At 71.7% G+C, this 11,984-nt stretch carries 9 protein-coding genes; 2 read left to right on the top strand and 7 right to left on the bottom strand.

From position 1 onward, the window contains the following. Nucleotides 1–62 precede the first annotated feature (62 nt). The 7 genes from D7I47_RS06650 to D7I47_RS06620 all read right to left on the bottom strand — a co-directional run bounded on the left by D7I47_RS06650 (nucleotide 63) and on the right by D7I47_RS06620 (nucleotide 8,500). A complete protein-coding gene (locus D7I47_RS06650) occupies nucleotides 63–1,454 on the bottom strand; it encodes a glycoside hydrolase family 5 protein (protein ID WP_120762315.1) in 1,392 nt (463 codons plus the stop codon). 7 nt (nucleotides 1,455–1,461) lie between these two features. Continuing rightward, on the bottom strand, nucleotides 1,462–2,547 hold the full coding sequence (locus D7I47_RS06645) for a M24 family metallopeptidase (RefSeq protein ID WP_227000912.1): 1,086 nt from the start codon (nucleotides 2,545–2,547) through the stop codon (nucleotides 1,462–1,464). A gap of 268 nt (nucleotides 2,548–2,815) precedes the next feature. Then, the gene (locus D7I47_RS06640) at nucleotides 2,816–4,180 is read right to left on the bottom strand and encodes an MFS transporter (RefSeq protein ID WP_120762313.1); all 1,365 of its coding nucleotides are present in this window, start codon (nucleotides 4,178–4,180) and stop codon (nucleotides 2,816–2,818) included. Nucleotides 4,181–4,192: 12 nt separating this feature from the next. Continuing rightward, nucleotides 4,193–5,038, bottom strand: coding sequence for a transglutaminase family protein (locus D7I47_RS06635; RefSeq protein ID WP_120762312.1), 846 nt, complete (start codon nucleotides 5,036–5,038; stop codon nucleotides 4,193–4,195). Next, nucleotides 5,035–5,964 (bottom strand): alpha-E domain-containing protein, encoded by a 930-nt coding sequence (locus D7I47_RS06630; RefSeq protein ID WP_120763847.1) that lies wholly within the window; start codon nucleotides 5,962–5,964, stop codon nucleotides 5,035–5,037. Before D7I47_RS06630 ends, D7I47_RS06635 begins: the two co-directional genes overlap by 4 nt. Further along, nucleotides 5,964–7,592 (bottom strand): circularly permuted type 2 ATP-grasp protein, encoded by a 1,629-nt coding sequence (locus tag D7I47_RS06625; RefSeq protein WP_120762311.1) that lies wholly within the window; start codon nucleotides 7,590–7,592, stop codon nucleotides 5,964–5,966. The genes D7I47_RS06630 and D7I47_RS06625 overlap by 1 nt, the downstream gene beginning before the upstream one ends. A 311-nt stretch (nucleotides 7,593–7,903) precedes the next feature. Then, entirely contained in the window at nucleotides 7,904–8,500 is a 597-nt protein-coding gene (locus tag D7I47_RS06620; RefSeq protein WP_157981657.1) for a hypothetical protein, read from the bottom strand. A gap of 357 nt (nucleotides 8,501–8,857) precedes the next feature. Here D7I47_RS06620 and D7I47_RS06615 point away from each other — a divergent pair, with 357 nt between their 5' ends. Together D7I47_RS06615 and D7I47_RS06610 are read left to right on the top strand one after the other, a co-directional pair. After that, the gene (locus D7I47_RS06615) at nucleotides 8,858–9,961 is read left to right on the top strand and encodes a heme/hemin ABC transporter substrate-binding protein (protein ID WP_120762309.1); all 1,104 of its coding nucleotides are present in this window, start codon (nucleotides 8,858–8,860) and stop codon (nucleotides 9,959–9,961) included. A 93-nt stretch (nucleotides 9,962–10,054) separates the two neighbouring features. Next, entirely contained in the window at nucleotides 10,055–11,491 is a 1,437-nt protein-coding gene (locus D7I47_RS06610; RefSeq protein ID WP_120762308.1) for an HNH endonuclease signature motif containing protein, read from the top strand. The last annotated feature ends 493 nt before the right edge of the window (nucleotides 11,492–11,984 follow it).

Raw genomic sequence — 11,984 nt, 5'->3', positions numbered from 1 at the left:
TACGGTGATCCCTACTGCCGGAGGCCAAGCGCTGCAGCGTTTGTCATCCTTCGAGGTGGTTGTCAGTGTCGGAGGTGGGTGGAGAGCAGCTCCGTCAGCCCCGTGCGCTCGACGCACGCGTCCAGCCGGAACGAGCGTGCCAGCTCGCGCGCCTGCTCGGGCGTCACCCCGCGGAAGCGCGCCGCGAACTCCTCGGCCATCGGCTCCGCGAGCAGGATGTGCCGCACGAGCACCGCGACGTGCGGCTGGCGACCCCACGGCCACGGCGCGTAGTCGGGCCACTCCCGCTCGAACAGCGCGTGGATCGGGTCGATGACGTCGCGCACCCCGGCATCCGATCCGCCCCACGAGTCGATGCCGAGGCGCCCCTTCTTCTCCACCAGGTCGCCCACGAGCTGCAGGTACGGCGACTCGGGCCGGGCGTGCACGAGGCCCTGCAGGCCGATGTCCTTGTACGTCCACAGCGCCCAGCTGGCCCCGTGCTCCCGGTAGATCTCGAGCTGGTCGCGCAGCAGCCGGTAGCGCCACTCGTCCTGCGAGCGGTCGTGCGAGTACACGGGCCCGAACTCGCCGATCCAGATGGGCGTGCCCGTCTCGCGCATGTAGGCGGTGCGCCGCAGGAAGCTCTGCTCGACCACCGAACGGTCGAAGTACTCGCCGCGCGTCACCCCCGGGTACTCGGTCGCGCTCGTGATGCCGGGAAGCGCGTAGTCGTGCGCCGTGTAGACGACGTTCGGCAGCGGGTTCGCGGCGTCGAAGCAGCTGAAGTCGGTGGAGTACTTGTTGCCGTCGAGGAACAGCACGTGCCGCGGGTCGATCGCGCGGATCGCCTGCTCGAGCCGCGCGTAGAACGCCGGCAGCACCTCGCCCGTGGGGTCGCTCGGCTCGTTGATGGGGTTGTAGCCGGCCACCTCGGGGCGGTCCCGGTAGCGGTCGGCGAGCGCCTCCCACAGGTGCACGACGCGGTCCTGGAAGTGCGGATGCCGCCAGAACTCGGCCAGGTGCGTCGGGTTGTCGGAGTGCCAGTGCTGGTTCTGCCGACCGGGCAGCGCGTGCAGGTCGATGACCGAGCGGATGCCGTGCCGCGCGAGCAGGGTGATCACCCGGTCGAGCTGCGCGAAGCCCGCCTCCTTCAGCTGGAACGGCCGCGCGTCGTCCTCGAAGTGGCGGTAGTTGACGGGGATGCGCACCGAGTCGAGCCCGATCCGCGCGAGCAGGGCGGCATCCGCCTCGTCGAAGAAGTCCGTGAGGAACTCGTCGAAGAAGGCGTCGGAGCTCTCGCGGCCCATGGCATCCCGCAGCAGCCGGCGGATCGCCTCCTCGTTGCCGGGGTAGCCGGTGATGAAGTTCTCCATGTTCATCCAGCCGCCGAGGCCCACCCCGTGCAGTTCGACGGTGCGGCCGTCCTCTCCGGCGAGGCGGTTGCCGTCGACGCGGATCCAGTCGAGTGCCATGTGTTCCCTACAGTTCGAGTTCGGTCGGTCGGGCGAGCCCGCGCACGGTCGTGGTGGGCCAGCCGGGGTCGACGCTCAGCACCTCGATGCCGTCGGCGTCGATCACCACCGTGTCCTCCACCTTGGCCCGCGGGGCGGACGGATTCCAGGCGTACGCCTGCCCGGCGACCACGAGCTCGGGCGCGGCGGGCGTGGCCCGCGGGTCGCGGCCGAGGTAGCCGGTGGGGCCGCCCTGGTGGTGCCGCAGCCACTCCTCCGGGCCGAAGCCGTGGCGTTCGTAGGAGGCGCGGATGTCGCCGAGCACCTCGCCGAGGGTGCGGCCGGGGCGGGTGGCGGCGAAGGCGTCGGCCTCCACCTCGAGCAGGCGCGCGTCGGCGGCGAGCTGGGCGGCATCCGCGGAGCCGAAGCGCAGCCAGCGGGTGAGGCTCAGCACGAGGCCGTGCCGGCGGGCGCCGACGACCGCGATCGCGCGGCGGCCGAGCGGCGCGGCGGTGGGCAGCGGATGCCGCCAGTCGAGCCGCCCCTCGCCCGCGACGAGCAGCACGGTCGGCTCGGCACCCGCCGCGACGACGGCGCGGGCGAGCTCGGCGGCGAGCTCGCGCTCGCTCAGCTCGGGGCGTGCTGCGCGCAGCACGGCGCCGACGGCGGTGGCGAGCTCGCCGCCGAGGGCGCGGTAGCGGGCACGCTCGGCGGGCAGCAGCGGTGCGCGCAACGCCCGCAGCTCGGCGGCGTGGGCGGTGTCGAGGATGCTCCCCGGTGCCGGGTCCGGCAGCGATGCGGACCACGGCACCGGGTGCAGTTCGAGGCCGCCGAGTTCTTCGGCGGCGAGGCGTTCGACCTCGTTCGCGTAGGCGTCGACGCGGATGCCGCCGTCGCGGTCGACGGTCGCCGTGAGCACGGGCGCACCCGCGTAGGGCACCTGCACGCGGGCGCCGTCGAGCAGCCAGGCGAGGTTCTCGGGCGTCGTGAGGGTGAGGGTCGCGGCGCCGTGCGCGTCGAGCAGCTCGCGGATGCGGGCGAGCTTCGCGGGGCGGTCGCTCGGGGCCGCGGCCGCGCCCCCGTGCGCCCTCGGCTCGCGCTCCGTGCCCGCCATCGTGCTCCTTCGCATCCGCCGCGTCGCGGCTCCCCCGAGCGTACCCAAGAAAGCGCTTTCTCGCACCTGCATCCGCCTCGCCCGGCTTCACGCAACTCAGGAACCGCCGCCCGCCCCGCCACGCCACCACCTCATCCGCCCCGCATCTCCTGAGTTGCGAACCGGGCTGGTTTCGCAACTCAGGATGGATGCCGTGTTTTCCGGATGCGGGAGGCCGTCGAGGCCGATTCTCCTGAGTTGCGAAAACCCCGGCGCGGCGCCGGGCGCACTACGGCTGCGGGTCGCGGGCGTCGTAGTGGCGGAAGGTGGACTGCACACGCAGCAGCACGGCGATGATCGCGACGATCGCGAGGCCGCCGGCGACGGGTGGCAGCCACACCGTCGTGAGCACCGCGAGACCGCCCGCGATGAGGTCGCCGACGCGCGGACCGCCGGTCACCACGACGATGAAGATGCCCTGCAGCCGCCCGCGCATCTCGTCGGGGGCCGCCGTCAGGAGCATCGTCGAGCGGAAGATGGCGCTCACCTCGTCGGAGGCGCCGGTGCCGGCGAGGAAGACCGCGGCGAGCAGCAGCAGGGGCAGGTTCACCCGGTCCCATTCCGCGCCGACCGGCCCGAACCATCCGGTGGCCGCGAGGGCGATCACGGCGCCGAACAGCGCCGTGAAGATGCCGAACAGCATGATCGCGCGCCCGATCGCGACGCCGTAGCGGTGCACGTGGGCGACCGGCCCGCTGAACAGGCTCGTGAGGAAGGTGCCCACCGCGGTCGCCGCCGTGAGCACGCCGACCGTCACGGATCCGCCGCCCAGCACGCTCGCCCCGATCGCCGGCAGCAGCACGTACGGGCGGCCGAGGCTCATCGCGACGATGTCGACGATGAAGCTCATGCGGATGTTGGGCGCCGTGCGCAGGAACCGCACCCCGTCGCGGAGCGACTCCCAGCCGGGTTTCGCCGTGCGGCTGAGGGGCGGCAGCTTCGGCAGCCCGACGACGCCGAGGAAGCCGGCGGTGAACAGCACGGCATCCACCGCGAAGGTCAGCGGGAACCCGATCGCCGCGACGAGCACGCCCGCGAGCGCGGGGCCGATCGTGAGCTGCAGCCCGAAGGCGATGCCGTTGAGCGCGTTCGCGCGCGACACCATCTCCTCCGGCACGATGCGCGGGGTGATGGAGCTGCGGGTGGCGTTGGAGATGGTGGCGGCGACCGCGTTGAGGGTCGTGAGCACGTAGAGCGGCCAGATGGGCGGGCGGCCGCCGACCGCGCCGTCGACGAGGGCGAGCGCGACGATGCCGAGGATCGACACCCACGCGACGATGCTCGAGACGATGAGCACCCGCCGACGGTCGAAGGCGTCCGCCAGCATCCCGCCCCACAGCCCCGCCACGATCATGGGGGCGAGCGAGATGCCGCCGACGAGCGCGACCGCGAAGGTGTCGCCCGTGATGTCGAAGATGAACAGGCCCACCGCGACCGAGGTGACCCAGTAGCCGACGCCCGAGACGGCCGAGCCGATCCACAGCCGCGCGAACGCCGGATGCTCGCGCAGCGGGCTGAGGTCGACGAACCGTCGCCGCCGCGGCAGCTCGATCGCCTCCGTCGGATGCTGGGCGTCTGGCGGGTTCGAGCTCATGGCCCGTCGAGCCTACGCTTCGCGGGTGATCTCCACCGTCACGAACAGCTTCGAGCTGGAGGGGCCCGCGTAGACGCCGCGCAGCGGGGCGACGTCGTTGTAGTCGCGGCCGCGGCCGACGATGACGTGGCGGTCGCCGATGTCGATGAGGTTGGTGGGGTCGAAGCCGTGCCACTGGCCGCAGTACCACTCCACCCACGCGTGGGACTCGCCCGCCACGGTCACGCCGAGCTCGGCATCCGGACGCGGGTGCAGGTACCCCGAGACGTAGCGCGCCGAGATGCCGACGGCGCGCAGCGCCCCGATCGCGAGGTGGGTGATGTCCTGGCAGACGCCCTTGCGGTGGTCCCACGCCTCGGCGGCCGTCGTGTGCACGCCGGTGACGCCCGGCATGTACTCGATGAGCTCGCCGACGGCCGTGCACACGGCCCGCGCGGCGGCGCACGGGTCGTCGTGGCCGGCCACGATCTCGCGGACCAGCTCGACCACCTCCTGCGGCGGGCGGGTGAGCGGGGTCTGGGCGAGCTGCTCGACGTACTCGGTGGCGCGGCTCGTCTCGACCGCGAGCTCCTCCCAGCCGAGCCCGCGCTCGACGGTGTCGCGGGCGCGCACCTCGATGAGGCTCGTCGCGGTGAGGCTCAACTCGTGGTGGGGGTTGAGGATCTCGAAGCTCGACACCCGGGTGCCCCAGTAGTCGACGTAGCTGTGGGTGCCCGACATGGGCGAGATCTCGAGGTTCGAGTAGAGCACGAGCTGCCCGTCGCCGGTCACGGGCAGCATCCGCGCCTCGTTGTAGGAGGCGGTGGCCTCGCCCTCGTAGTGGAAGCCGGTCACGTGCCGGATGCGCAGGCGGTTCACGTGGACTCCCCCGCCCAGCTGGGGGCCGCGTTGGTCGGGAAGTAGCGCTGCCGGATCGCCTCGGATGCCGCGCTCGTGGCGAGCTGCACGTTGTCCATGTGGCGGGGCAGGTCGACGATGATGTCGGAGATCGGCCGGTACTCGAGCTCGGAGCGAATCTGCCCGAGCAGCCGCTGCGCCTGGTCGGACACGCCCACCCGGTCGCTGCGCGGCTCGATCTCGCGCAGGCACTGCTCGGCGCGCGTCACCGAGAACAGGATGCTGCGGGGGAACAGCCGGTCGAGCAGCAGGAACTCGGCGGCGTTGCGGGCGCTGGGCACGCCGCGGTAGGTGCGCAGGTAGGCCTCGTAGGCGCCCACCGAGCGCAGGATGGTGGTCCAGCTGGGTCCGGATGCCTCGGTGAGCGAGCGGGTGGCGAGCAGCCGCGCGGTCATGTCGGCCCGCTCGATGGAGCGGCCGAGCGTGAAGAAGCTGTACGCCTCGTCGCGGCTCGTCGACGACTCGATGATGCCGACGGCGAGGGCGGCGCGTTCGCGCACCCAGCCGAAGAACTCGTGCACCTTGTCGGCGGCGACCTTGCGCGGCATCCGGGCGCGGGTGGTGTTGAGCACCTCCCACAGCTCGGTCGAGACGACCTCGCGCGCGCGGCGGGCGTTCTCGCGCGCGGCGACGAGCGAGTAGGAGATGGATGCCGACTGGTTGCGGTCGACGGCGAGGATGGCGAGCACGTCGGCGCGTTCGAGCGCCTCGTCGTCGGCCACCTCGACGCCCATCACCGACAGCAGCGAGCGGCAGGCGATGTCCTCCTCGATCCACGGGTCCTCGAGCAGCAGCTGCAGGTGCACGTCGAGGATGCGCGCCGTTCCGTCGGAGCGCTCGATGTACCGCCCGATCCAGAACAGCGACTCGGCGATGCGCGAGAGCATCACTCCTCACCCCCCGTGGAGCGCGCCTGCTGCTGTTGCTGCTGCTGGTCGCGTCGAGGCGCGTCGAGGGGGTTGTGGTCCTGCAGGTGCGGCTCGGTGATGATCGGGATGGAGCTCGTCACGGCGGCCTGCTCGGCCACGAGGCCCTGGATGTTGTGGTCGTGCGACATGAGCGGGTCGTGCCCCACCACCCAGGTGTCCTTCGAGCCGCCGCCCTGCGAGCTGTTCACCACGAGCTGACCCTCGGGCAGCGCGACGCGCGTGAGCCCGCCCGGCAGCACCCACACATCCGAGCCGTCGTTGACGGCGAACGGCCGCAGGTCGGCGTGCCGCGGGCGCAGGCCGTCGTCGACGAGGGTGGGGATGGTGGAGAGCTGCACGACGGGCTGCGCGATCCAGCCGCGCGGGTCGCGCTGCAGCCGCGACCGCAGCTGGTCGAGCTCCTCGCGCGACGCATCCGGCCCCACCACGAGCCCCTTGCCGCCGGAGCCGTCGACGGGCTTCACGACGAGCTCGTCGAGCCGGTCGAGCACCTCCTCGAGGGCGCCCGGCTCTTCGAGGCGCCAGGTCTGCACGTTCTGCAGGATCGGGTCCTCGGCGAGGTAGTAGCGGATGAGGTCGGGCAGGTAGGTGTAGACGAGCTTGTCGTCGGCGACACCGTTGCCGACCGCGTTGGCGATCGTCACGTGGCCGAGGCGCGCGGCGAGCATGAGGCCGGGCGAGCCGAGCATCGAGTCGGCGCGGAACTGCAGCGGGTCGAGGAACTCGTCGTCGACGCGACGGTAGATGACGTCGACGCGGGTGGGGCCCGCGGTGGTGCGCATGAAGACGCGCCCGCCCGAGCAGAACAGGTCGCGTCCCTCGACGAGCTCGACGCCCATGAGGCGTGCGAGCAGGGTGTGCTCGAAGTAGGCGGAGTTGTAGACGCCCGGCGTCAGCACGACGACGGTCGGGTCGTCGACCCCGTCCGGGGCCGCGGCCCGCAGCGCCCCGAGCAGCCGCTGCGGGTAGTCGCCGACCGGCCGCACCCGCATCGAGACGAACAGCTCGGGCAGGGTCTGCGCCATCACCCGGCGGTTCGAGATGACGTACGAGACACCCGACGGCACGCGCACGTTGTCTTCGAGCACGCGCCACTCGCCCTGCTCGTCGCGGATGAGGTCGATGCCGGAGACCTGGATGCGCACCCCGTTGGCGGGTTCGATGCCCGCCGCCTCGCGGTGGAAGTGGCTGGAGGAGCTGATGAGCCCCGCGGGGATGACGCCGTCGAGCACGGCGCGCTGGGTGCCGTAGACGTCGGAGAGGAACGCCTCGAGCGCCTTGACGCGCTGCTTGACGCCCGCCTCGACCCGCAGCCACTCAGCCTGCTCGATGACGCGCGGCACGGCATCCAGCGGGAAGGGGCGCTCCTCGCCGGCGAAGTCGAAGGTGACGCCCTGGGCGAGGTAGGAGTTGGCGAGCGACTCGGTGCGCCCGCGCAGCTCCTCCTGCGTCATGCGGGCGAGGGCGGCGTGGATCTCGCGGTACGACTCGCGGGCGGTGTCGCCCGTGGCGAACATCTCGTCCCACGGGGGTGTGCCGCGGCGGCGCGTGGCGACGGCGCCGTAGCCCTCGAACAGCTCGCCCATGGCATGAGCCTAGGCCCGCGATGTTGCGCCGTTGTTTCGCAGCGCATCGCCGCGCCCCACAAAGGGAAACGGCCCGCCGGAGGGGGGACCAGGCGGGCCGTCTCACGGAGCACAAGAGGCTCCGAGGGGGATCTCCCGCGGCGACGACCACCACAGCGTCGCCGCGGGAATGCACCCATGCTAAGGACGGATGCTGGATGTCCGCCTAGCACAGCCTGGGAAATCGGAAATCCGAGTAGCCCCGTCCGCTCTCAGCGCCTCACTCATCGGCGTTCGTCCGGTGAGAGCGGACACGGCCCGTGACGACCGACTCAGTTCGCCTCGATCGACCCCGCGGAGCTGACGAGCTTCTCGATCTCGCTCCGCAATGATTCCAATCGAGAAGGCGAGCGCTCCGGCCAAAGCTCCCATCGACTCTTGCCGACGACGAACTCGAGTTGCGAGGGCGCTCCCGATGCAGCCGCCGCGAACACCACGATTCGAGGCTTGGCTACTCCCTCCGTGAGGACACGCACCTCCCGCACGCTCTCGGCCGGGAATGATGCCAGGAGGCGACTCGTCGACCAGATTTCGATCGCGACGGACGTGACTCGGAGCACGAAGTACCCGGTGAGGTTCGGGCGCGCGGGCGGCTCTACGCCCTGCACGCGCACCAGGCCATCCGCCAGACTTGTCAAGCGCTGACACAGCAGCACGACGCCATCGGTGCTCCGCTGAAGCCGCTTCAGCTGAGCGATGAAGGCGGCGGAGTACGCCCACAACCCCAGCGCGACGGCCGTGAGGGTGACCGGCGTGCCCCACATCATCCCTTGAGCACGGGCGCCGACGTCCAGCCCGGCCGAAAACACACCCACGACGACGATGCCCGCAATGCCGACGCCGGCGGCGATGCCGAAAAGCCAGTTCATCGAGACACCGCCCACGCCACGCCCGTTCTGTCGAGCATGGATCCGATGTTCTCGGCGCTGGACGTCGATGCCCAGCCCAACACCGGGGCAGCGCCTACCCCGAGACCGCCAGCGGCCGTCGCGGTTGCGCCGACGACACAAGCTGTCGACACTCCGAACCGATTGCATTCCATCGCAGCAGCTATCCCCCCGTCACGAGCGAGATCGTATCGAACACGGCAGCGCCCGCATGACGCTGCCGATGGCGGCTGCCCGAACGGGACATACGACGCATGCAACCCCGGGCACCAACACCATCGGAAGACCGGCCGCTCCGCATAGGTAAGGGTTACCTTACTTATCGCATAGAATGGGCGGGTGACCCGAACCCTCCGCGCCGCGCTGGCCGCCGCCGCATCCGTGGCACTGCTCGCCGGCTGCGCGGCGCCCGGCGCAACGGGCGACGGCACGCCGACGCCGACCGCCGACACGCGACCGCTCTCCGAGCTCGAGCTCTACCCCGACCCGAAGGCCGTCGAGGGGCCGAGCACCGCGGTCGTCGCCTCGGATGCCGTCGACCCGATCGTCGAGCACCCCGCCCAGACGCTCCCCGCATCCGTCACCTCGCACGACCCCGACGGCGACCGCGAGGTGACCGTCGACGACACCTCGCGCGTGCTCGCCATCGACATCGCCGGCTCGCTCGCGGCGACCGTGTGGGGGCTGGGCCTCGGCGACAGCCTCGTCGGGCGCGACATGTCGACCACCTTCCCCGGCACCGAGGAGCTGCCCGTCGTCACCTCGGGCGCCCACGCCGTCAACGCCGAGAGCGTGCTCGCGCTGCGCCCCACCCTCGTCATCACCGACGGCTCGATCGGCCCGCGCGACGTGCTCGAGCAGCTGCGCGACTCCGGCGTCGCCGTCGTGTTCGTCGCCAACGAGCCGAGCTTCGAGGGCGCCGCCCAGCTCGCCCGCGACGTCGCGGCAGTGCTCGGCGTGCCGGATGTCGGGGAGCAGCTGGCGACGAAGATCGCCGACGACGTCGCCGAGACGATCGCGCAGATCGACCAGGTGGCCCCCGCATCCGACGACGCCAAGCTGCGCGTGATGTTCCTCTACCTGCGCGGCGGTTCGGGCATCTACTACCTGTTCGGCGAGGAGTCGGGGGCGAGCGCCCTCATCCGCGCCCTCGGGGCGCGCGACATCGCGGGCGAGCTCGGCTGGCAGGGGTCGACGCCGATGACCGACGAGGCGATGATCCAGGCCGACCCCGACCTCATCCTCGTGATGACCGACGGCATCGCCTCGGCGGGCGGCGTCGACGGCCTGCTCGCGGCGAAGCCCGCCATCGCGCTCACCACGGCGGGGCAGCATCGGCGCTTCGTCGACATGGCCGACGGCGAGATCCTGAGCTTCGGGCCGCGCTCGGCGGCCGTGCTCGACGCCCTCGCGCGAGCGATCTACGCGAAGCCCGCGGGTTGAGGCCTCCCGCGCGCGTCCAGCATTCGACCACTACCTGAGACGAACTTCTCCCCAACCCTGTCGAACATACATTCGAATGTGGGAGAATGGGGCATGGCCCCCTTCCAGCTGGTGAACACGCTCCGCGAGCAGCTCGCGACGTTGCGTGGTGTGCCCGCATCGGTGGCCGCGTATCGGGAATCGATGGACGGTGAGCTGCTGGAGGCGTCGCGGCTGATCGGCGAGTTGCAGCGTGTCGTGGATGGGCATCGGGCCCTGGTGGCGGGCGAGATCGCCCGGCGTTCGGTGCCGGCGTTCGGGTATGACGGGTTTGCGCAGCGGGCCGGTCACCGCACGGCGGAGGAGTTCCTGCGGGCTCACACCGGCGCCACGATGCGGGAGGTGAAGACGGCGGTGCGGGCCGGGCAGGCGTTGCATGAGGCGGTCGAGTTGCCGGATGCCCGCACGGGCGAGATCGTGCCGCCGTCGGCGCCGTGGATGCGGGCCGTGGTCGAGGCGGTCGGTGCGGGGGTGTTCGGGGCCGAGCATGTCGCCTCGATCCGGCGCGGGCTCGGGGATCCGGGTGAGGGTGTCACCGCCGAGCTGTTGGCGGAAGCCGCCCGCACGATCTGCGCCGAGGCGGTCGACGCGGGCGGTGCTCCTGGCGAGGCGGTGCCGGATGCGGATCGCGTGTTCCGTCGCGCCCGTGAACTGAGAGACGAGTTGGATGAGGCGGGCATCGCGGATCGCGAACGGCAGCGCATCGCGCAACGGTCCCTGCGGGTCATCCCGCAACCGGATGGGATGACGCGGTTGACCTGGCTGCTGGACCCGGAGTCCGCCGGCTACGTGACCGACCTCTACAACCGCATCACCTCGCCCAAGCGGGGCGGTCCCCGCTTCGTCGACCCGACCCAGCGTGCGGCCGCGGAGCAGATCGAGCTCGACCCCCGCACCCCCGAGCAGTTGGCGTCCGATGTGTTCCTCGACCTGCTGCGTGCCGGCTCTGTGGCGGATGCGACCCAGCTTCTGGGTGCCGGCGGCGCGGCCGTGCAACTCGTCGTCACCCGTGAACAGCTCGAGACCCCCACCGGGCACGGGTGGATCACCGGACAGAGCGACCCCGTCTCCCGGCCGACCGTCGAACGGCACCTCTGCGCCGACGGATACCAGCAGATCACCGTCGACCCGGCGGGGAACCCGCTCGACGTCGGCCGCACCCGGCGTCTCCACACCGCCAAGCAGCGCACCGCCCTCGCCATCCGCGACGGCGGATGCCGCTTCGGCGACTGCGACCGCACCGTCGGCATGGTCGAAGCCCACCACATCGACCACTGGGGCCGAGATCGCGGCGGCACCAGCGTCGAACGCGGCATCCTGCTGTGCCGGTATCACCACCTGCGCATCCACAACGAAGGCTGGCGCATCGACAAACACGGCGACGGGTTCGTCCTCATCCCCCCACCGGGAGTCGACCCACGCCAGACACCCATCCCCATGCGCAGCAAGAGTCCCGTGCAGCGCGACCTCGCACGACGACGCGTCGGCTGACCACACGCTGCCCCCTCCCGCTGGTTGAGTCGGCCGCTCAGCACCCCTCCCCGTGGGTTGAGTAGGCCGCGTAGCCCCCCTCCCCGCTGGTTGAGTAGCCCGCGCAGCGGGCGTATCGAAACCCGTGCAGACGTGGACCGGTGGGGCCTCACCGACGACGGGCGCCCCTTCGAGGGGCGTCCGTCGTGGGTCTCGATACACCGCGCTCCGCGCGGCACTCGACCGGCGGGGGTGGTGGCGGCAGCCTCGCGCCGGTTGCGCAGCCCGCGCCGCACCCCTCCCGTGGGTTGCGCGGCCCGCGCCGCGCCGTCTCCCCGCCGGTTGAGTCGGCCGCGCAGCACCCCTCCCCGCGGGTTGAGTAGCCCGCGCAGCGGGCGTATCGAAACCCGTGCAGACGTGGACCGGTGGGGCCTCACGGACGACGGGCGCCCCGTCGAGGGGCGTCCGTCGTGGGTCTCGATACACCGCGCTTCGCGCGGCACTCGACCAGCGG

This window comes from Protaetiibacter intestinalis, assembly GCF_003627075.1.
GTDB lineage: Bacteria > Actinomycetota > Actinomycetes > Actinomycetales > Microbacteriaceae > Homoserinibacter > Homoserinibacter intestinalis.
This window is presented reverse-complemented; position numbering and strand designations above follow the sequence as displayed.

Coding starts and splice junctions, on each gene's coding strand:
- D7I47_RS06650 (WP_120762315.1), bottom strand. CDS start 1,454: ATGGCACTCGACTGGATCCGCGTCGACGGCAACCGCCTCGCCGGAGAG.
- D7I47_RS06645 (WP_227000912.1), bottom strand. CDS start 2,547: ATGGCGGGCACGGAGCGCGAGCCGAGGGCGCACGGGGGCGCGGCCGCG.
- D7I47_RS06640 (WP_120762313.1), bottom strand. CDS start 4,180: ATGAGCTCGAACCCGCCAGACGCCCAGCATCCGACGGAGGCGATCGAG.
- D7I47_RS06630 (WP_120763847.1), bottom strand. CDS start 5,964: ATGCTCTCGCGCATCGCCGAGTCGCTGTTCTGGATCGGGCGGTACATC.
- D7I47_RS06625 (WP_120762311.1), bottom strand. CDS start 7,592: ATGGGCGAGCTGTTCGAGGGCTACGGCGCCGTCGCCACGCGCCGCCGC.
- D7I47_RS06620 (WP_157981657.1), bottom strand. CDS start 8,500: ATGAACTGGCTTTTCGGCATCGCCGCCGGCGTCGGCATTGCGGGCATC.
- D7I47_RS06610 (WP_120762308.1), top strand. CDS start 10,055: ATGGCCCCCTTCCAGCTGGTGAACACGCTCCGCGAGCAGCTCGCGACG.